This is a genomic window from Bradyrhizobium sp. Tv2a-2 (assembly GCF_000472425.1).
Lineage (GTDB): Bacteria > Pseudomonadota > Alphaproteobacteria > Rhizobiales > Xanthobacteraceae > Bradyrhizobium.
The window spans coordinates 413,167-432,451 of the sequence record NZ_AXAI01000003.1; the positions used below are offsets into that span (position 1 = coordinate 413,167).

Sequence of the window (19,285 nt, forward strand, 5' to 3'; positions counted from 1 at the left end):
GAACAATTCCGGCCATGCCGACGTCATTCAGTTCGCAAAAAACCTCAGGCGCTTCGTAAGATTTGGACTTACAGCGAGCGCTGGATGGTCTCCACGCGGTAGCATTCGATCACGTCGCCGACACGCATGTCGTGATAGCTCTCGAACGCCATGCCGCATTCCTGGCCGGCCTGCACTTCCTTCACTTCGTCCTTGAAGCGCTTCAGTGTCGATAGCTTGCCTTCGTGCACGACGACGTTGTCGCGGATCAGACGGACATTGGCGCCGCGCTCCACGGTGCCGTCGGTGACCCGGCAGCCCGCGACCTTGCCGACCTTGGAGATGTTGAAGATCTCCAGGATCTGCGCGTTGCCCAGCATGGTCTCGCGCAATGTCGGCGCAAGCAGGCCGCTCATGGCCTTCTTCACGTCATCCACGAGGTCGTAGATGATGTTGTAGTAGCGGATCTCAATGCCGTTGCGCTTGGCGGAGGCCGAGGCCTCCTTGTTGGCGCGCACGTTGAAGCCGATGATCGCGGCGTTGAAGCCTTCAGCCAGCGTCACGTCGGATTCGGAGATGCCGCCGACGCCCGCATGCAGGATGCGCGCGGCGACTTCGTCGGTGCCGAGCTTCTCGAGCGAGCCGAGAATGGCTTCGAGCGAGCCCTGCACGTCAGCCTTGACGATCAGCGGGAACTCCTTGCGGCCCGCGGTCTTGAGCTGCGACATCATCTGCTCGAGCGAGCCGCGCATGCCGGAGATCGAGGCGGCCGCGTTCTCGCGCTTCTGGTGCGCGCGGTAGCTCGTGATCTGGCGGGCGCGGGCTTCGTTCTCGACCACGGCGAGGCGGTCGCCGGCCTCCGGCGGGCCGTTGAAGCCGAGCACTTCCACCGGCACGGAGGGACCTGCCTCCTGAACGGTCTCGCCCTGGTCGGAGATCAGCGCGCGGACGCGACCCATCTCGGCGCCGGCCACGATGATGTCGCCGACACGCAAGGTGCCGCGCTGGACCAGCACGGTCGCCACCGGGCCGCGGCCGCGGTCGAGCTTGGCTTCGATCACGGTGCCTTCCGCAGGACGCTCCGAGTTGGTCTTGAGGTCGAGGATTTCGGCCTGCAGCGCGATCATTTCGAGCAGGCGGTCAAGATTGGTCTTGTTCTTGGCCGAGACCTCGACATCGACGACCTCGCCGCCGAGCGATTCGACCTGCACCTCATGCTGCAGCAGTTCGGTGCGCACGCGCTCGGGCCGGGCGTCCGGCTTGTCGATCTTGTTGATGGCGACGATGATCGGAACCCTGGCCGCCTTGGCGTGATTGATGGCTTCCACCGTCTGCGGCATGACGCCGTCATCGGCCGCGACCACCAGCACGACGATATCGGTGACCTTGGCGCCGCGCGCGCGCATCGCGGTGAACGCGGCGTGGCCGGGCGTGTCGATGAAGGTGATCTTCTTGCCGGTTTCCGGCGAGCTCACCTGATAGGCGCCGATATGCTGGGTGATGCCGCCGGCTTCGCCGGAGACGACATTGGCGTGGCGCAACGCGTCGAGCAGCGAGGTCTTGCCGTGGTCGACATGGCCCATCACGGTCACGACCGGCGAGCGCTCCTCGGTGTCGGTGGAATCGTCGACGACGTCGAACAGGCCTTCCTCGACGTCGGAGGCCGCCACGCGCTTCACGGTGTGGCCGAGCTCCTCGGCGATCAGCTGCGCAGTGTCGGCGTCGATCACGTCGGTGATCTTGTACATCGCGCCCTGCTTCATCAGCAGGCGGATGACATCGACCGCGCGCTCCGACATGCGGTTGGCGAGTTCCTGGATGGTGATGGCTTCCGGGATCGTCACCTCGCGAACCAGCTTCTCCTTTGCCTCGTTGGAGGCATGCCCCTTCAGGCGCTGGGTACGGCGGCGGAACGAGGCAATCGAGCGCTCGCGCACGTCGTCGGCATTGAGTGCCGTGACCACGGTCAGGCGGCCGCGCTGCTTCTGCGGCGAGGGCTTGTGGGTGGTTTTTGGCGCGGCAACCGGACGCATGGCGCCGCCGGGGCCGCGCCGGATCTGGCGCGGACCTTCATCCTCTTCCGCTTCAGCGGCGACGCCCGGCGCGCGCGCCGGCACAGCGGGGCGGGCAGCGCCTGGTGTTGCCCCCGGCGCACGTGCCGCTGGCGCGCGCGCGGTGGCGGGCGCTCCGGCGCGGGCCGGCGCGGGTGCGCGGGCTGTGGCGGACTGCGGCGCCGCTGCAGCGGTGGCAGCTGCGGCCGCCGGGGCCGCGCTGGCTGCAGCCGGCGCGGGGCGCGGCGCTTCACCCTCGCCAAAGCGCTTCTTGGCCTCGGTTTCCGCCTTGCGCCTGGCTTCCTCTTCGTGGCGATGGCGCTCTTCCTCGGCCTTGCGACGCGCTTCCGCAGCCTCACGCTCGGCCTTTTCGGCGGCTTCGCGCACGGCGCGGCGCTTGGCCTCTTCCTCGGCCTGGCGGCGTTCCTCGACGTCGCGGAGCTTGGCGTCGGCGAGCGCGCTGGCGCGCGCTGCATGCTCGTCCTCGGTCAGGGTGCGCAATACCACGCCGGAGGTATTGCGCGGCTGGGATGGGTGCGAACCGTGGCCCGGGCGGCCCTGCATCGGCGGCCTGGCGGCCGGCGCGGGCTTGGGCGCGACGGGCTCAGGGGCGTGCGGGGCATCCCCTTCGCCGCCGACCCTGCGCTTGCCGCGCTTCTCCACCACGACCTGCTTGCTGCGGCCATGGGGAAAGCTCTGGCGCACGGTGCCGGTCTCGACGCGCGGCTTCAGCGTCAAGGTCTTGCTGGGCACACTCAATTTCTTGTCGCCAGGCGTATTGTTATCAGCCATTCAGTCGTCCCAATCTGTTCCTCAAGGTGCGCTCGGCGCACCGTCTATTATTGCAAGTCGTCACCGTCTCGCGAGAGCGACGTTGAATGCGGTTTCGAATTCCTGGCACCGATTCCGGCAGTCTTGTCCGCGTCGGCCATCCGGTATCGGACCAAGGTCTGGCTGCGCGACAGGAAAGTCTTGCTCGCCGGGCCCGCGAGCAGCGCTGCATGTATCACATTTGACCGGGTTAGTGCCAAATCCAATTCTGCTGAAGTTAAGACGGTGATGACGGGAATCTGCATGGATCCCCCCGGGATCTCGATATTCTGCCCGCTATTTTGACCCAACAGGGCGTCCAATTTGCGGATTCCGTCCTCCGCCCCGTCGCTGGCATGGATCAGTGCCTGAACCGTGTTCCGGGAGCCACGCTGCTTCAGGGCCGCCTCGACCTTGCTGAACCCGGCCACAACCTGACCGGCCTTGGCGGCCACGCCTAAGGCATCGGTCGTGCTGCGGACAAGGAGAGCTTCAGTGTCGGCGGCAAGGCTCGGCGAGACCCGAAGGTCGCGCTTGAATCCTCTGGAAAAATGGTGACGGCGGACGGCTTCCGCAACCGCCTGCCGCGAGGCGGTGACCCACAGGCCACGGCCCGGCAATTTGCGCTTGAGATCGGCGATCACCTCGCCGGTGGGCGCCACGACGAAGCGGATCAGTTCCTCGATGGGGCGCACCTCGCGGCTGACCGCGCACATCCGCCTGGTCGCGGACTTTTCGGTCCGCGGTCCAAGGTCGAGTTCGGGGTCAACAGCAGCGAGCATGCGTGGGCCATCTCCCTGATGCCTATGCGCTTGGCGCGTCGGCGGTCTCGGCCGGCTCGCTCGGCTTGGCAAGATCGGCCTCGCTGATCCAGCCGGCCTTGACGCGCGCCTGCATGATCAGCTGTTCCGCATCATCCCGGGAGATCTCGATGCCGTCGAGCGCGCCGGCATGCTTGGTCGGCTCGCTGCCTTCCTTGCGCTCGGTCCAGCCGACCAGATCGTCGGTGGCGCAGCCTGCGAGATCGTCGACGGTCTTGATGTCGTTCTCGCCGAGTTTCACCAGCATCTTGGAGGTCACGCCCGGTACGGTCGTGAGTGCGTCCTCGACGCCCAGCTCCTTGCGCTTGGCCTCGAGCTCGGCCTCCTGCTGCTCCAGATATTCCTTGGCGCGGTTCTGCAGCTCGGTCGCGGTCTCCTCGTCGAAGCCCTCGATGCCGGCGAGGTCCTTGACGTCGACCAGCGCGAGTTCCTCGACCGAGGTGAAGCCTTCGGAGGCAAGCAGCTGGCCCACCACCTCGTCGACATTGAGCGATTCCATGAACACGCGGGTGGAGTTCTCGAAATCGGCCTGGCGGCGCTCCGATTCCTCCTGCTCGGTCAGGATGTCGATGTCCCAGCCGGTGAGCTGCGAGGCGAGGCGCACATTCTGGCCGCGCCGGCCGATCGCCAGTGACAGCTGGTTGTTGGTGTCGGGCACCACGACCTCGATGCGCTCGCGATCCTCGTCGATCACGACCTTGGCGACTTCCGCCGGCGCCAGCGCGTTGACCACGAAGGTCGCGATGTCGGGCGACCAGGGAATGATGTCGATCTTCTCGCCCTGCAGCTCGTTGACCACGGCCTGCACGCGCGAGCCGCGCATGCCGACGCAGGCGCCGACCGGATCGACCGAGGAATCCCGCGAAATCACGCCGATCTTGGCGCGCGAGCCGGGATCGCGGGCGACCGCCTTGATCTCGACGATGCCGTCATAGATTTCCGGCACTTCCTGCGCGAACAGCTTCGCCATGAACTGCGGATGGGTGCGGGAGAGGAAGATCTGCGGGCCGCGGGTCTCGCGCCGCACGTCGAAGATATAGGCGCGGACGCGGTCGCCGTTGCGGAACACCTCGCGCGGCAGCATCTCGTCGCGGCGGATGATGGCTTCGCCACGGCCCAGATCGACGATCACGCTGCCATATTCGACGCGCTTGACGATGCCGTTGACGATGTCGCCGATGCGGTCCTTGAACTCCTGGTACTGCCGGTCACGCTCGGCCTCGCGCACCTTCTGCACGATCACCTGCTTGGCCGACTGCGCGGCGATGCGGCCATATTCCAGCGGCGGCAGCGTGTCGGCGATGGTGTCGCCGATCTGCGCGCCCGGATTGGCGCGCCGCGCATCCTCGAGCGAAATCTGGTTGGAGGAGTTCTCGACCTTTTCGACGACGAGCATGTGGCGCGACAGGCGCAGCTCGCCCTTCTTCGGATCGATCTCGGCATGGACGTCGGTCTCGCTGCCGTAACGGGCGCGGGCGGCCTTGGCGATGGCGTCTTCCATCGCGGAGATCACGATGCCGCGGTCGATCGATTTCTCGCGCGCCACCGCGTCTGCGATCTGCAGCAGTTCTAATCGGTTGGCACTGACTGCCATGGCTCAATCTCCTCTATCAGGATCGGTTTCGCCTCTGCGCGCGCTTGTCCCGGCGAGGCGGTGTTTCTTCGTATTCGTCGGCGCCGGCTTGCTCTTTGGTTTCGGCGCAATCGTCCTGGTCTGTCTCTTGGCGTGCGCGGGGGCCGGAGGCTCAAGCCCGAGGTCACGCTTCAGCTCGCGTTCGGCAGCCTTGCCGCGACGCATGGATTCGGCGATCAACTCGTCGGTCAGCACGAGCTTCGCTTCCGCGATGTCTTCCATGGTCAACAGCACATCGGCATCTTCGCCTTCCGGCGCGTCATCCCGATGCAGTCTTACGCGATCGCCGTCGACGCCTTCTATCGTGCCGCGGAATCTCTTGCGGCCCTCATGGGCGACCGCCATTTCGATCTTAGCAAGATGGCCGCGGGAACGCTCGAAATCCGAACGGCGCACCAGCGGCCGGTCGATCCCGGGCGAGGAAATTTCCAGCCGGTAGGCACGATCGATGGGGTCGGCGACGTCGAGCACCGGCGACAGGGCCTTGGAAACCGCCTCGCAATCCTCGATCTGCATCGAGCCGTCAGGCCGTTCCGCCATGATCTGGACGGTGCAGCCGGCCTCGCCGGTAATTCTGATCCGCACCAGCCGGTAACCCATGCCCTGCAGGACCGGGCCCGCCACCGCCGCGACCCGCGCCGCCACGCCCGGCTCGACCACCAGGCGCGGTTCGGCCAGCAGGTCAGCATCCGTCATCGGAGCGGTCGGATCGGTCATATCCAGTGTCAAGACAGGTTGAACGTGCGACAGGTCTATTCTGCTTTCAGGTGGGGTGGATCCAAGCTCGCCGGAAGTCCGCCCGATGGCATTAACCCGAACCTGCCGGCGATCATCCGCTGGCCTGCTTCGGGTAATAAAAAAGAGCGGGTCCCGGGGGGCCCACTCTCAATACGCGTTTCGTATGAGAACTGTAAGTTGCCGCCGATATAGCGTTTTTCCTCTCCCCCCACAAGAGGAACCAGCTCTCATCGGGCCGATTTTGAGGCCCCTCAAATGCCCAAGAGCCGGCCTAAACCGCGATCGGTTCAGGTTGAGCCGTCACCGCGCCTTCGGTTTCCGATGGAACATGACCTTCCGGAAGACCGCCGCACAATTTTCCCGGATCACGCTCTAACCGTTCGTTCACCAAGCCGGCCTAAATTGGCAAGAGCGTCCGTTGCCTGCTTTTTTTCGAGGGGCGCGTCGTCACGTGGGGGCGGTTGCGCATGGGGCAGGTTTGATGACGGCGGCCGCGTCGCTGATCCCCGGGCTTGACAAGATCATACGCCACAGCGATCCCGCGCGCCGTCGCGAGGCCGCGCGGCGAATTTCGCAACTGTTCTTCGAGGACGCCGCGAAGCTGCGTGCGGGCCATGTTGCGCTGTTCGACGACATCCTGGTCGACCTCGTCCCTTACGTTGAAACGGTGGCGCGGGCCGAGCTCGCCGAGCGCTTCTCGCAGCTCGCCAACGCACCGCGTGCACTGATCGGCCAGCTTGCGCGCGAGAACGAGATTCTGGTGGCCGGGCCCGTGCTGCGCCGCTCGCCCGTGCTCGACGACGAGGTGCTGCTCGAGGTGGCGCGGCTGAAAGGACAGGGCCATTTGCTTGCAATGGCCGAGCGCAGCACGCTCTCGACCGGCCTCACCGATGTCATGGTCCGGCGCGGCGACCGTGAGGTGGTGCGCCGCACGGCGGGCAATCCAGGCGCGGCATTTTCCGTGATCGGCTATCAGGCGCTGATCAAGCGCGCCACGCAGGACGGCGTGCTGACGCTCACGGTCGGTCAGCGCAGCGATCTGTCGGATGCACATCTGAAGGAGCTCATGGGCGGATCGCTTGAGGTGATCCGCCGCCGCCTGTTCGACCTCGTCAAGCCCGAGCGTCAGGCCGCGATCAATCGCGTCATCGGCGACATCACTGGCGTCCCGGAGACGTTCGAAAGCAAGCGCAACTTCGTCCCCGCACAGCGCGCCATCCTTGCTCTGCACAAAACCGGCGATCTCAACGAGGCCGCGCTACTCGGCTTTGCCAAGAGTTTCTCGTATGAAGAGTCGATCGCCGCACTGGCTGCGATGTCGCGGATCGGCATTGCAACGCTTGACCGGCTGATCTCGGGCGATCGCCATGATCCGATCCTGATCGTCGGCAAGTTCATCGGGCTCGAATGGGCGACCGTCCGCGCTCTGGTGCTGCTCCGGCTCGGTCTCAACCGTGTGCCGGCGCCGGCCGATATCGAAACCGTGCGGGTCAATTATGCGCGCCTGATGCCGGCCACCGCCGAGCGCGTAGTGAGCTTCTGGAAGACGCGCCAGTCGGGTTAGAGCGTTTTCGAGCGAAGTGGACACCGGTTCGCGTGAAGAAAACGCGTCAAAACAAGAATCCGGAGCTTCGGTTCTGATTCAATCAGAACCGGAAATGCTCTAGCGCTTCCCAAGGTCGGAGACCTCGCGCTATGTTTTGCCTCAAGGCGCGCAAAAGCGCCATTGGGGAGTGGAAATGTTGACCGAAGATGACATCAAGGCGCATCTCGCGCGCATCCGCGACGATGGCTACACCGTGATCGAGCAGGCGGCCTCGATTGATCTGGTCGAGGGGCTGAAGCGGACGCTGGAGCGCATCGAGCGCGAGCACGATCTGGGTTACGCCAAGACCTCGTTCGAGGGTTTCAAGACCGTCCGCATCAACAATCTCCTGACCTATGACGATCTGTTCTGGGAGGTGCCGCTGCACGAGAACGTGCTGCCCGTGGTCGAAGGCATGCTCGACAGGGAGTGCCTGTTGTCATCGTTCTGCTCGCTGGTGCTCGGACCGGGCCAGGAGGCGCAGCCGATCCATGAGGACACTCAGCTCATTCCGCTGCCGCGGCCGCATATCCCGATCACGGTCAATGCGATCTGGGCGCTGTCGGATTTCACCGAGAAAAATGGCGCGACGCGGATCGTTCCCGGCAGCCACAAATATGATTCGTCGCCGGACTACGGCAGACACTATGAGACGGTGACGGCGACCATGCCGGCTGGCAGCGTGATGCTGTTCGACAGTGCGCTGTGGCATGGCGGCGGCGCCAATGTCAGCGAGGCCAGGCGCTTCGCCTTCTCCTGCGCCTATTGCTGGGGCTGGATGCGCCAGCAGGAGAATCTGCAACTCGGCATTCCCCGCGAGACCGCGGCGCGCTTTCCGCGGCGCCTGCAGGAACTGTGCGGCTACAGCGTCTACAAGGGGCAGTTCGGCCACATCGACAATCGCGACCCGATCGAGCTTTTGGGGCGCGAGCGCGGCAAGCGCATGGTCTGGGAAGCGACCGATGCGAAGAAGGCGCGGATGGCGGCGGAGCGATAGTTCTTTCCGTTATGGCGCGCTGTCATTCCGGGATGGTCCGAAGGACCAGACCCGGAATCTCGAGATCTCGGGTTTGATGCTTCGCATCGCCCCGGAATGACGGCGGGCCAATGGTGTAGATGCTCCAATTGCGACGAGTCACACCCGCCGAAACCGCAAATATGTCGCCTTGCGGCCCTCGCGCTCGGCCTTCTGGCCGTAGCGTGTTTTCGTAAAGCCTGCCCACGGCAGGCGCCAGTCGTCGGCATGCTCCGCGATCCATTCGAAGTCGGGCGAGCGCAACATATGCGCCAGCGTCCAGTTGGCGTAATCGTCGATGTCGCTGGCAAAGCGAAACTCGCCGCCGGCTTTCACCACACGCGCCATCGCGGCAATCGTCGCGTCCTGAACAAAGCGCCGCTTCCAGTGCCGGCGCTTGGGCCAGGGATCGGGATGGATCAGGTCGATCCGCGCCAATGATTGCGGCGGCAGCCAGGCGAGCAGCTCGGCCGCATCGCCTGCGAGCAGGCGGATGTTGCCGATGTTGTGAGCCTCGATCTGGGTCAGGATCTTGGCCATGCCGTTGACATAGGGCTCGCAGCCGATGAAGCCCGTGTCGGGAAATGTCATGGCTTCGGCCACCAGGTGCTCGCCGCCGCCGAAGCCGATCTCGAGCCGCAAGGCGCTCCGCGCGGAATCGAACAGTTCAGCGACATCAGGCGGCGGGCCTGCGATGTTCAGCGCCAAATGCGGCAGCAGATGCTCAATCAGGTCGGCTTGGTGGGCGCGCAGCTTGTGCCCCTTGCGACGGCCGAAAAACGAGCCCGCCTGACGCGCGCCCTCGCTGGCGGAGGACGTGCGCTGCTCACTGTCGTGTTCTGCCGCGCTCATCGCAGGGTCTGAAACAGCCGATACAGAAGCCGCGCGCGCGGCTCGATCGAGGAGATGTAGAGCTGCTCACGGTGCGTGTGCGCGCCCTTGCCGTCGACGCCAAGGCCGTCGAGGGTTGCGGTATGCGCCGCGGTGAAATTGCCGTCCGAGCCGCCGCCCGTGAACATGTCAACCAGCTCGAAGCCGAGCTCGGTGGCGAGCGTCTTGGCGTGCTCGAACAGCGCCGCGCCGGCGTTGCCTTTCTCGTAAGGCGGCCGGTTCAATTCGCCCGTCACGGTGACGCTGACGCCCTCGCTGCGCGACTTGATGCCGAGGATCCTCTCGACCAGCTCGTCGGCGGCGGCGACCGACGGGGCGCGCAGATCGACCTCCGCATAGGCCTCTTCCGCGATCACATTGGGACGCGTGCCGCCTCTGACCACACCAACATTGACGGTGATGCCGCGCTTCGGATCGTTCAGCCCCTCCAGCGTCTGAATGATATTGGCGAGTTCGCGGATAGCGCTGCGGCCATCCTCGGGCCGGCTGCCGGCATGCGCGGGCACGCCCTTGATGAAGACCTCGAAGCGGCCGACGCCCTTGCGCCCGGTGACGACCTTGCCGCCCTCGCGCGCGGGCTCTGTCACCAGCACATATTTGGCTTTCTCGCCTTCGCGCTCGATCAGCCTGCGCGAGGTCGGGCTGCCGATCTCCTCATCCGACACATAGAGCTGGGTGATGCCGAGCGGGGTCGGCTTGCCCTCGGCGCAAAGCTGCCGGAAGGCGTGGAAAGCGAGATAGGCGCCGCCCTTCATGTCATAGATGCCAGGCCCGAAGGCGCTGTCGCCGTCGATCTTGAACGGCAGCCGCGCGATGAAGCCCAGCGGGTGCACGGTGTCGAGATGGCTCAGCACCAGGATGCCGGGTGCATCCTGCCCCCAGGCCGAGCGCACGATCAGATGATCGCCGCAGCCGTTCTGGCCCGGCACGCGCTCGAGATGTGCGGCAAGGTCGCGATAGCCGTCGGCAACCAACGACACCAGCCGGTTGACCTGCTCGGGCGCCTCCGTCGGCGTCTCGATCTCGACCCAACGGCGGATGCCGTCGAGGATGGTCCCGGAGTCGAACGGATTGGCAGACTTGAGCATCGCGTGGCCTTGCTGAGAAAGAATGACTTTCTCACGGCATAGGCCAGATTTCGCGATGGCTCAAATCCAAATGGGCGGGGTCAGCTCCGCTCGAGGACCTCACGCGCGGCAATCTGTTCGACCAGGTCGACGATGCTGCGTCTGAGTTTGGAGTCGGCGATCCGCGTGAACGCGCGGGTCAGCGCCAGCCCCTCGGACGTTGCAAGGAAATCGGAGACATAGGTCGGCGAGGCGCCTTCGCCAAAATTATCTTTGCCGGGCGAACTGGTCGGCCCGCCCTCGAACAGGAAGGAGACCGGGATCTGCAGGACTTCCGCGATCTGCTGGATGCGGCTCGCTCCGACCCGGTTGGTGCCCTTCTCGTATTTCTGAATCTGCTGGAAGGTCAGCCCCAAGGCCTCGCCAAGCTTCTCCTGGCTCATACCCAGCATAATTCGGCGCATCCGCACCCGGCTGCCGACATATTTGTCAACAGGGTTCGGTGCTTTGGTGGACATTTCCGACACTCCTTCTGCGATCAGGCATCAACGAGCGAGGCAAATCGCGCGCGGATTGGCCCCGTTACCAGCACCGTCAAACCTTGCTCGGAGATCGCGGGAGTGATCAGAGAAATTGACAATGCAGTGACTGGTGGATTGTTACCGGCGGGCGCAAAATGAGAATGCCTGTGGTATTCTGTCAACTAGTGGAACCGCGGTTGCTCGAAAAAAAATTTGCCGCCCGGAGGCGGGGCCACAATCAGAAGCAATCAAATGGGTGTTTGATACGCTCAGCGCCGCAGGAAACGGCGGCGAATGACCAGCAGCAGGGCCGCGGCGACAAGGATGGCGGCCGGGATATTGCCGACGCGCGCGTAGACCGTCGGTGCGATCGGGGCCGGCAGGGGAGCATCCAGCACGCCCTCGATGCCCAGCGGAAGCTGCGCCACGATGCGGCCCATGGGATCGATGACCGCGGAAATTCCAGTGTTGGCGGCACGGACCAGCGGCAGCCCCTGCTCGACGGCGCGCATCCGTGCCTGCTGCAGATGCTGATAGGGCCCGGTCGAGATCCCGAACCAGCCGTCATTGGTCAGGTTGACCATCCAGCCGGGGCGATCGTCGGGGGTCGCTGTGGCGGAAGGAAAGGCCGCTTCATAGCAAATCAGGGGCAGCGCGCGCGGCGCGTTGGGAATTCCCAAAGTGCGCCGGACCTTACCGGGAATGAAGCCGCCCCTGACCCTGGTGAGTTGCTCCAAGCCCAGGCTCTCCATCAAGTCCTGGAAAGGGAGATATTCCCCGAACGGCACGAGGTGCAGCTTGTCATAGACCGACAGCACCGTACCTTCATCATCGATCACATAGATCGAGTTGTAGGCCCGCGTCACTCGTACGCCTGGCGGCAGGTCGGGGGCGCGCACCGCGCCGGTGATCAGGGTCGTTCCTTTGGGCAGCAGATCCGCAATCTGCGCCATCGCGTCTGGCTCGCGGGTCAGGAAGAAAGGGAATGCCGATTCCGGCCAGATCAGCACCGTCGCGTCACGCACGCCGGTCGCGTGCGGCCCGGTCGCGCGGTCGGAGAGCGCGAGATATTTCTGCATCACTGCCGCCTTGGCGGAGTAGTTGAACTTCTCGTCCTGCTGCAGGTTCGGTTGCATGATCCTGAGCTTGACGTTCGCGGTCATTGTGGTCGGGTGCTGGCTCAGGCGAACGACGCCGAAGGCGCCCATGGCGACCAGGAGCGCCAGCGCCGCGATGGGGGCGGCAAGGCGCGCGCGACCGCGGGTGCTGCCGTCGATCAGCACGGCGGGCGAGGCAAAGATGGCGACACTCAGGAACGTTAGCCCCCAGATGCCGATCAGCGAGGCTGTCTGCGCCAGCGCCAGGGGCTCGGTCAGGGCATAGCCGAACGCGTTCCAGGGGAAGCCGGTCAGCACATGGCCGCGCAGCCATTCCGAAATGGTGAGGCTTGCAGCAAGCCCGATCACCCGCGAGCCGCCCTTGGTCCAGACCAGGCGGGCCAGCGCAAAGCCGAACGCCGTGAAGAGGGCGAGAAATGCCGGCAATCCCAGCACGGCGAAGGGCAGCAGCCAGCCGAACGTGTCGGCTTCGACCAGAAAGGCGTTGCCGATCCAGTAGAGGCCCGGCACGAAATAGCCGAGCCCGAACCAGAAGCCGGTCAGCGCCGCGGCTGGCAGGCCCTGCGCGCGGCCGGCGCCGGCGCCGTCGATCAGGAAGACCGCCACCGGAAAGGTCAGGAACAGCACCGGCCAGGCATTGAACGGCGCCATCGCAAGCGAGGACAGCGCGCCTGCGACAAGCGCAATCAGCTCGCGCTTCCAGCCCCAAGACAGGATGATCGGCAGGATGAAGGTCAACCCAGCGCGGCGAAGTTTCTTGTCCAGCGTCACTGTGAGCCGGCTCCGTCGCCGGAGGAGGGCGGGCTTGTCGAATTGTCGTTGCTCGGCGTCGGCCCGCCGTCAGATGCGGCCTCGCGCTTGCGGCCCTCGCGCGCCGTCCGTGGGGGCGGCCGTTCCTTGCGCACGGCGATGCGCAACCGCTTCACCCGCCTGGGATCGGCGTCCAGCACCTCGACCTCGAAATTGCCGGGACCGGAAATCACCTCGCCGCGCACCGGCAAACGCCCGACATGGCTGACGAGATAGCCGCCCAGCGTCTGCACCTCTTCGCCGGCTTCCCCAGTCACGAAATCCTCGCCGATCACCGAGCGGACGTCGTCGAGGCTTGCCCGCGCGTCGGCCACGAAGGAATTGTCGGCCTGTCGCACGATCGCCGGCGGGTCGTCGCTGTCATGCTCGTCGTCGATCTCGCCGACGATCTGCTCGACAATGTCCTCGATGGAGACCAGGCCGTCGGTACCGCCATATTCATCTACCACAAGCGCAAGATGGATGCGCGAGGCCTGCATCTGCGCGAGCAGATCGATCGCGCGCATCGAAGGCGGCACATAGAGCAGCTTGCGGATGATGTTGGCGTCCGACAGTGGCATTGCGAGGTCGACCGTGCGCAAATCGAGGCCCGCGGGGAACGGCTTCTTGCGCCGGGTCTTGGCGGGATCGCGCAGGCGCGCCCGCGCGGTCATGAAGGCGAGCAGGTCGCGGATGTGAACCATTCCTTCGGGATCGTCGAGAGTCTCGTGGTAGACCACGAGCCGCGAATGCGCGGCGCTTTCGAACAGGTCCATCAATTCGCCGAGCTGAATGTCGCGCTTCACCGCGATGATGTCGGCGCGATGCACCATGACGTCGGCGATGCGCCGCTCGTGCAGCGACAGGATGTTGCGCAGCATGGTGCGCTCGACGGCGGTGAAACCGACATCGTCGGGCGCCGACGCATCGAGCACGACCTGTAGATCGTCGCGGACCGAGCCCGGTTTCCAGCCGAACAAGGCGCGGATCGCGCGCACCATCCAGTTCTCGGCGGCAGGGCGAGCGACCTCGTTCGCCGGCACCACCGCAGGCAGGTTGCGCGTGTTGCGCGGATTGTCGTGGACGGGGTCGGAATCGGGCATCTCAATCCATCCGTTCCCGTTCCGCATAGGGATCGGGAATGCCGAGCTGCGCCAGAATCGCTGTCTCGAGCGCCTCCATCTCGTCGGCTTCGTCATCGGTCTCGTGATCGTAGCCGATCAGATGCAGGAAGCCGTGCACTGCAAGGTGGCTCAAATGGTTCAGGAACGGCTTTGCTTCCTCTTCGGCCTCGCGGCGCAGCGTCTCATAGGCAATCGCGATGTCGCCGAGCGCATGAGGCGCAACGTCTTCATCGTCCGCACCGTGCGTTTCGGGAGCCGGGAACGACAGCACATTGGTCGGCTTGTCGATGCCGCGAAAATCCCTGTTGAGCGTGCGGATGGCTGCATCGTCCGTGAGCATCACAGCGACCTCGGCATTGCCCACATCGGCGTCCGCGGCCGTGCTTGCGGCAAGGATCGCGCGCTGCACGATGGCCTCGGCGTCCGGCTCGCGCTGCCAGCAGTCGGCGGCGACGACGACCTCGGTGATGGGATAAGCTCTTTGTGGCATATCAAACGGAACATCTTTCGGACGGAAATCACGCTTCCGTCCGGCGCGATCCTTCCCTTAAGCCTTGTTGGCCGCTTGCTTTTGCGGCGCGCTTTCATAGGCCGCGACGATCCGTGCCACCAGCTCGTGGCGGATCACGTCTTCGGCCGTGAATTTCACTTGCGCGATACCCTCGACGCCGTCGAGCAGTCTGCTGGCTTCGGCAAGGCCCGACATCTGGCCGTTCGGCAAGTCGACCTGTGACGGATCGCCCGTCACGATCATGCGGCTGTTCTCGCCGAGGCGGGTCAGGAACATCTTCATCTGCATGGCTGTGGTGTTCTGCGCCTCGTCCAGGATGATGGCGGCATTGGTCAACGTGCGGCCGCGCATGAAAGCGAGCGGCGCGATTTCGATCTCGCCGGTCTGCAGCGCACGCTCGACGATGCGTGCATCCATGAGGTCATAGAGCGCGTCATAAATCGGGCGCAGATAGGGATCGACCTTCTCGCGCAAATCGCCGGGCAGGAAGCCGAGCCGCTCGCCGGCCTCGACTGCGGGGCGCGACAGGATGATGCGATCGACTTCCTTGCGCTCGAACAGTTGCGCGGCGTGCGCCACCGCAAGCCAGGTCTTGCCGGTGCCGGCGGGGCCAACACCGAACACCAGCTCATGGCGTTTGAGGGCGCGAATATATGAGTCCTGCGCCGCGGTGCGCGCGCGCACCGGACGCTTGCGCAGATTGATGATCTCGAACGCGCCCTTGGCGGACTTGGCGTCGTATTCGAACAGCGAGCCCTGCGCGATCACGGCGCGGATCGCGCCTTCGACCTCGCCCTGGTCGAGATCGTGGCCCTGCAGCGCCTGCGCATAGAGCGCTTCCAGCACGCGACGGCCCGCGTCGCAGCCGTCGCGCGAGCCCGCAATCGTGATGTGGTTGCCGCGGGAATCGACGACGATGCCAAGCCGTCGTTCGATCTGCGCGAGGTTTTGCCCGTACGGACCGACCAGCACGGACACCGCGCGGTTGTCGTCGAAATCGATGACGACTTGCGTCTCGGGTGGAACCTGCATGTCGCGGTCAAATTTGCGGCTGGGAGCGAGCGAAGACGAATCCGATGCGCTTTTAGGCAAGGGTTTCAGGCTCCAATGGTCATTTGAAAGGGCGTTGGCTGAACAGTCGAAACGGGGGAAGCGAGCGCGCCGAACAGGCTGTAGCGCTCGAGCTTTTCAATTGTCACCGGCAGTACCCGGCCGACGATGTCGGGAGAGGCCATGACATGGACCGGCTGCAAATAGGCGCTGCGTCCGACCATTTGGCCGGGAACGCGTCCCTCGGCTTCGAACAGCACGTCCATGGTGGTGCCGATGGCGGCCTTGTTGAAGGCCGATTGCTGGCTGTTGATCAGGTCCTGAAGCCGCGCCAAACGCTCGTCCATCCCCGCTGTCGACACCGTCTCCTGCATGTCCGCCGCCGGCGTGCCGGGCCGCGGCGAATATTTGAACGAATAAGCCGCAGCGTAGCCGATTTGCGTGACAAGCGCGAGGGTGGCGGAAAAATCCTCCTCCGTCTCGCCGGGGAAGCCGACAATAAAATCCGATGAAAAAGCAATATCTTGCCGGCTCGCGCGAAAACGCTCAATGATTTCGCAATAATCGCGGGCGGTATGTTTGCGGTTCATGGCCGCAAGAATCCGGTCGGAACCCGACTGCACCGGCAGATGCACGAAGGGCATCAGCTGCGGCAGTTCGCGATGCGCCGCGATCAGACTGTCTTCGACATCGCGGGGATGGCTCGTCGAATAGCGCATCCGCGCCACCCCGGGGATCTCCGCGAGCCGGTGCAGCAGTTTGCCGAGCGGCCAGCTTGCGCCGTCCTTGCCTTCGCCGTGATAGGCGTTGACGTTCTGCCCGATCAGCGTGATCTCGCGCACGCCGTTGTCGGTGAGGCGCTTCACGTCCTCGACGATCTTCTCGACCGGGCGCGACACCTCGGCGCCGCGCGTATAGGGCACCACGCAGAAAGTGCAGAACTTGTCGCAACCTTCCTGCACGGTGACGAAAGCGGAAATCCCGCGCGCGCGGATCGCGCTGGCCGCGGGCTGCGGCAGCACACCGAACTTGTCCTGAACCGGAAATTCCGTCTCGATGGCGCGCCCCTGCGTCTTGGCGCGCGCGATCAGCTGCGGCAGATGGTGATAGCTCTGCGGGCCCACGACGATGTCGACCACCGGCGCGCGGCGGATGATCTCGTCGCCCTCCGCCTGAGCGACGCAGCCGGCGACTGCGATCTGCATCTCGCGGCCGTTCTGTGCCGCTTCGGTCTTGGCCGCACGCAGCCGGCCGAGTTCCGAATAGACCTTCTCGGAGGCCTTCTCGCGGATGTGGCAGGTGTTGAGGATTACGAGGTCCGCATCCTCGGCGCTTGCCGACTCCACAAAGCCTTCGCCCGCCAGCGAGTCCACCATGCGCTGGGCATCGTAGACGTTCATCTGGCAGCCATAGGATTTGATGTGCAGCTTGCGCTTCGAAGTCATGAAAACCGGTTGAAATATAGATAATTGCGCCCGTGCCGGATCAGGCTCGGAGCGCGAGGGTGAAATATAGGTTTAGGGGACAAAAATCCAGAACGACGGCGGCCGAGTTCGGGCCGCAATTCGGCCGAATCCGTCGATTTTCGCGCCAAAATGGCCGCTGATCCGTTGGAACCGTCATTCCGGGATGGTCCGAAGGGCAAGGCCCGCAATCTCGAGATTCCCAGGTGCGCAACTGCGCACCATGGTTTGATGATTGCGCGTCTCCCCGGAATAATGAGGGAGTTTCCCGCTCAGCCCTTATCCTCATCCAGCGGGACGCAGTAAAGCTCCAGCCGATGATCGACCAGCCTGAAGCCCAGCTTGCGGGCGATCTCGGCCTGCAGCTTCTCGATCTCCTCCGAGGTGAACTCGATCACCTTGCCGTCGCGCAGATTGATCAGGTGATCGTGATGGCTGTCGCGCATCTGTTCGTAGCGCGCGCGGCCCTCGCGGAAATCATGCCGCTCGATGATGCCGGCGTCCTCGAACAGCTTGACGGTGCGATACACCGTCGAGATCGAGATCTTGTCGTCGACCGCGACACAGCGGTGATAGAGCTCCTCGACGTCGGGATGGTCCTCGGCCTCCGCCAGCACGCGTGCGATGACGCGGCGCTGCTCGGTCATGCGCATGCCGGTCGCGGCGCAGCGCGCCTCAATGCCGGAAGTTTTTGGTGCTGACGTCGATTTCAATGCGGTCATGGACATTCCGGCCTAAAGAGATGAGCACCAGGAAACGAGAGCCTTGTGCCACCTCGGTCATTTTACGACAAGTCGCGGCGCATCAGAAGCGCGTTCAGCTGTTCCCCGTTGGGCTCCAGGTAGTATCTTTCGCGCCGGCCGACCACGGCAAATCCGGCTCGCTTGTAGAGGCTGAGCGCCGCGCGGTTATTTTCCTCGACCTCGAGAAATATAGTTCGCACGCCGCGGCCGGCGAGATGGCCGAGATGGGTCAACAGCAGATTTCGCGACAGTCCCTGGCCGCGACAGCGCGGGTCGATGGCGACTGACAGGATCTCGGCCTCGTCCGCGCCGATCCGCGAGACCGCGAACCCCACTGTCTTTCGTCCGAGCCGCAAGCGATGCACGAGCGTGTTGGTCTCGCCGAGCATGCTTTCGAATTCGCTTTCGCCCCAGCCGCGGTGAAAGGAGGCGCCGTGCAGCTGTGCAAGCCGTTGCGCATCGGCCAGCGTTGCCGGCTCGACCGAGGCCGTGCCGCCACCCAAAAACGCGCTGAACCAGCTCATTGTGTTGCCGCGGGGCCGGCCGGCGGGCGCTGTGGATCGACGCTCGGCTTGGCATCGGGCGCGCGCAGATAAAAGGGGCGGGCGGGCGCCGTGGCGGGATCGGCGACGGCGCCGAGCCACGCCACCCAGGTGATGTCGGGCGCTGCTTGCGGATCGACCTTGCGCGGCGGCGGTGCATCGGCGGGCCAGCGCTGCGCCAGCAGCCCCGCGGCATTGCCGACCAGGTAGGGCGCGCCGAAGCGCGATGCTTCCAGCACCTCGGCGATGGGCGCGACCCGCGGCTCGGCGAGCGAGGCGCCGTCGCCGCCCACGACCTGGTAATAGACCTGGTCATGGCGCGCATCGATGGCGGAGATAATCGGATGCGCCTCATCCTCGCCGATCACGGGAGCGGCGTAGGCCGACAGCGTGGTGAGGCCGACCACCGGCTTGTTGGCCGCAAGCGCGATACCGCGCGCGGCGGACAGGCCGACGCGCAGGCCGGTAAAGCTGCCGGGGCCGGTCGTCACCGCGATACGATCGAGGGCCGCAAAGGGCATGCCCGCGTCCTTCATTACGTCTGCGAGCAGCGGCATCAAGGCCTCGGCGTGCCCGCGCTTCATGGCCTGGGAGGCTTGCGCAATCAGCCTGCCGCTACCGGTGTCGAGCACGGCGGCCGCGCAGGCGTCGAGCGCGGTATCGATGGCGAGGATCAGCATGTTCCGCTCTTAACATGCTTTGCGGCGCCACAGGTCAAGGCCGGACCGGCGACCTGAGGACTTTGTCCAAGCCGAAATTCCAGCCGGCTCGCTCCAGTCGATCGGCCGGCTTTGGCCTGCAATCATGGATTGGCGCAACCAATTGAAACAATTG

At 64.9% G+C, this 19,285-nt stretch carries 17 protein-coding genes; 2 read left to right on the plus strand and 15 right to left on the minus strand.

The genetic code is table 11. The features are described from left to right. Positions 1 to 68 precede the first annotated feature (68 nt). The 4 genes from infB to rimP are packed head-to-tail and all read right to left on the minus strand — an operon-like array spanning position 69 to position 6,011. Positions 69 to 2,822 carry a translation initiation factor IF-2 gene (gene infB / locus A3AI_RS0108185; RefSeq protein WP_024515120.1) on the minus strand — a complete coding sequence of 918 codons (2,754 nt, stop codon included), beginning with the start codon at positions 2,820 to 2,822 and terminating at the stop codon, positions 69 to 71. A gap of 47 nt (positions 2,823 to 2,869) precedes the next feature. Beyond that, positions 2,870 to 3,622 (minus strand): RNA-binding protein, encoded by a 753-nt coding sequence (locus A3AI_RS0108190; RefSeq protein WP_024515121.1) that lies wholly within the window; start codon positions 3,620 to 3,622, stop codon positions 2,870 to 2,872. Positions 3,623 to 3,644: 22 nt separating this feature from the next. Beyond that, positions 3,645 to 5,255, minus strand: a complete 1,611-nt coding sequence (gene nusA, locus A3AI_RS0108195; RefSeq protein ID WP_024515122.1) for a transcription termination factor NusA — start codon at positions 5,253 to 5,255, stop codon at positions 3,645 to 3,647. Positions 5,256 to 5,258: 3 nt separating this feature from the next. After that, the gene (rimP, locus tag A3AI_RS0108200; protein ID WP_024515123.1) at positions 5,259 to 6,011 is read right to left on the minus strand and encodes a ribosome maturation factor RimP; all 753 of its coding nucleotides are present in this window, start codon (positions 6,009 to 6,011) and stop codon (positions 5,259 to 5,261) included. Positions 6,012 to 6,513: 502 nt separating this feature from the next. Here rimP and A3AI_RS0108205 point away from each other — a divergent pair. Further along, a complete protein-coding gene (locus A3AI_RS0108205) occupies positions 6,514 to 7,596 on the plus strand; it encodes a DUF2336 domain-containing protein (RefSeq protein ID WP_024515124.1) in 1,083 nt (360 codons plus the stop codon). A 175-nt stretch (positions 7,597 to 7,771) separates the two neighbouring features. After that, on the plus strand, positions 7,772 to 8,614 hold the full coding sequence (locus A3AI_RS0108210; protein ID WP_024515125.1) for a phytanoyl-CoA dioxygenase family protein: 843 nt from the start codon (positions 7,772 to 7,774) through the stop codon (positions 8,612 to 8,614). Positions 8,615 to 8,752: 138 nt separating this feature from the next. Here the strand turns inward: A3AI_RS0108210 and trmB are convergent, their stop codons facing one another. The 11 genes from trmB to tsaB form a co-directional block, all read right to left on the minus strand. Continuing rightward, a complete protein-coding gene (gene trmB / locus A3AI_RS0108215) occupies positions 8,753 to 9,484 on the minus strand; it encodes a tRNA (guanosine(46)-N7)-methyltransferase TrmB (protein WP_024515126.1) in 732 nt (243 codons plus the stop codon). Then, the gene (locus A3AI_RS0108220) at positions 9,481 to 10,611 is read right to left on the minus strand and encodes a M20 family metallopeptidase (RefSeq protein ID WP_024515127.1); all 1,131 of its coding nucleotides are present in this window, start codon (positions 10,609 to 10,611) and stop codon (positions 9,481 to 9,483) included. The genes trmB and A3AI_RS0108220 overlap by 4 nt, the downstream gene beginning before the upstream one ends. A gap of 80 nt (positions 10,612 to 10,691) precedes the next feature. Next, on the minus strand, positions 10,692 to 11,108 hold the full coding sequence (locus A3AI_RS0108225; protein ID WP_024515128.1) for a helix-turn-helix domain-containing protein: 417 nt from the start codon (positions 11,106 to 11,108) through the stop codon (positions 10,692 to 10,694). A 272-nt stretch (positions 11,109 to 11,380) separates the two neighbouring features. Next, the gene (gene lnt, locus A3AI_RS0108230) at positions 11,381 to 13,000 is read right to left on the minus strand and encodes an apolipoprotein N-acyltransferase (protein ID WP_024515129.1); all 1,620 of its coding nucleotides are present in this window, start codon (positions 12,998 to 13,000) and stop codon (positions 11,381 to 11,383) included. After that, positions 12,997 to 14,121 carry a hemolysin family protein gene (locus tag A3AI_RS0108235; protein ID WP_036047619.1) on the minus strand — a complete coding sequence of 375 codons (1,125 nt, stop codon included), beginning with the start codon at positions 14,119 to 14,121 and terminating at the stop codon, positions 12,997 to 12,999. The genes lnt and A3AI_RS0108235 overlap by 4 nt, the downstream gene beginning before the upstream one ends. A 1-nt stretch (position 14,122) precedes the next feature. Then, complete coding sequence (gene ybeY, locus A3AI_RS0108240; protein WP_024515131.1) at positions 14,123 to 14,632, minus strand: rRNA maturation RNase YbeY; 510 nt, start codon at positions 14,630 to 14,632, stop codon at positions 14,123 to 14,125. Between the two features lie 57 nt (positions 14,633 to 14,689). Then, entirely contained in the window at positions 14,690 to 15,685 is a 996-nt protein-coding gene (locus A3AI_RS0108245) for a PhoH family protein (RefSeq protein WP_024515132.1), read from the minus strand. A gap of 65 nt (positions 15,686 to 15,750) precedes the next feature. Beyond that, a complete protein-coding gene (gene miaB, locus A3AI_RS0108250) occupies positions 15,751 to 17,214 on the minus strand; it encodes a tRNA (N6-isopentenyl adenosine(37)-C2)-methylthiotransferase MiaB (protein WP_502685737.1) in 1,464 nt (487 codons plus the stop codon). Between the two features lie 224 nt (positions 17,215 to 17,438). Further along, on the minus strand, positions 17,439 to 17,888 hold the full coding sequence (locus A3AI_RS0108255) for a Fur family transcriptional regulator (protein WP_024515134.1): 450 nt from the start codon (positions 17,886 to 17,888) through the stop codon (positions 17,439 to 17,441). A gap of 62 nt (positions 17,889 to 17,950) precedes the next feature. Continuing rightward, the gene (gene rimI / locus A3AI_RS0108260; RefSeq protein WP_024515135.1) at positions 17,951 to 18,433 is read right to left on the minus strand and encodes a ribosomal protein S18-alanine N-acetyltransferase; all 483 of its coding nucleotides are present in this window, start codon (positions 18,431 to 18,433) and stop codon (positions 17,951 to 17,953) included. Further along, the gene (tsaB, locus tag A3AI_RS0108265) at positions 18,430 to 19,131 is read right to left on the minus strand and encodes a tRNA (adenosine(37)-N6)-threonylcarbamoyltransferase complex dimerization subunit type 1 TsaB (RefSeq protein WP_024515136.1); all 702 of its coding nucleotides are present in this window, start codon (positions 19,129 to 19,131) and stop codon (positions 18,430 to 18,432) included. Before tsaB ends, rimI begins: the two co-directional genes overlap by 4 nt. Between the last annotated feature and the right edge of the window lie 154 nt (positions 19,132 to 19,285).

Excerpts from the sequence above, each read along its gene's own strand:
- A3AI_RS0108255 (WP_024515134.1), bottom strand. The coding sequence starts at position 17,888 with ATGACCGCATTGAAATCGACGTCAGCACCAAAAACTTCCGGCATTGAG.
- A3AI_RS0108245 (WP_024515132.1), bottom strand. The coding sequence starts at position 15,685 with ATGCAGGTTCCACCCGAGACGCAAGTCGTCATCGATTTCGACGACAAC.
- trmB (WP_024515126.1), bottom strand. The coding sequence starts at position 9,484 with ATGAGCGCGGCAGAACACGACAGTGAGCAGCGCACGTCCTCCGCCAGC.
- rimP (WP_024515123.1), bottom strand. The coding sequence starts at position 6,011 with ATGACCGATCCGACCGCTCCGATGACGGATGCTGACCTGCTGGCCGAA.
- A3AI_RS0108235 (WP_036047619.1), bottom strand. The coding sequence starts at position 14,121 with ATGCCCGATTCCGACCCCGTCCACGACAATCCGCGCAACACGCGCAAC.
- ybeY (WP_024515131.1), bottom strand. The coding sequence starts at position 14,632 with ATGCCACAAAGAGCTTATCCCATCACCGAGGTCGTCGTCGCCGCCGAC.
- tsaB (WP_024515136.1), bottom strand. The coding sequence starts at position 19,131 with ATGCTGATCCTCGCCATCGATACCGCGCTCGACGCCTGCGCGGCCGCC.
- infB (WP_024515120.1), bottom strand. The coding sequence starts at position 2,822 with ATGGCTGATAACAATACGCCTGGCGACAAGAAATTGAGTGTGCCCAGC.
- A3AI_RS0108190 (WP_024515121.1), bottom strand. The coding sequence starts at position 3,622 with ATGCTCGCTGCTGTTGACCCCGAACTCGACCTTGGACCGCGGACCGAA.
- nusA (WP_024515122.1), bottom strand. The coding sequence starts at position 5,255 with ATGGCAGTCAGTGCCAACCGATTAGAACTGCTGCAGATCGCAGACGCG.
- A3AI_RS0108220 (WP_024515127.1), bottom strand. The coding sequence starts at position 10,611 with ATGCTCAAGTCTGCCAATCCGTTCGACTCCGGGACCATCCTCGACGGC.
- A3AI_RS0108210 (WP_024515125.1), top strand. The coding sequence starts at position 7,772 with ATGTTGACCGAAGATGACATCAAGGCGCATCTCGCGCGCATCCGCGAC.
- rimI (WP_024515135.1), bottom strand. The coding sequence starts at position 18,433 with ATGAGCTGGTTCAGCGCGTTTTTGGGTGGCGGCACGGCCTCGGTCGAG.
- A3AI_RS0108205 (WP_024515124.1), top strand. The coding sequence starts at position 6,514 with ATGACGGCGGCCGCGTCGCTGATCCCCGGGCTTGACAAGATCATACGC.
- A3AI_RS0108225 (WP_024515128.1), bottom strand. The coding sequence starts at position 11,108 with ATGTCCACCAAAGCACCGAACCCTGTTGACAAATATGTCGGCAGCCGG.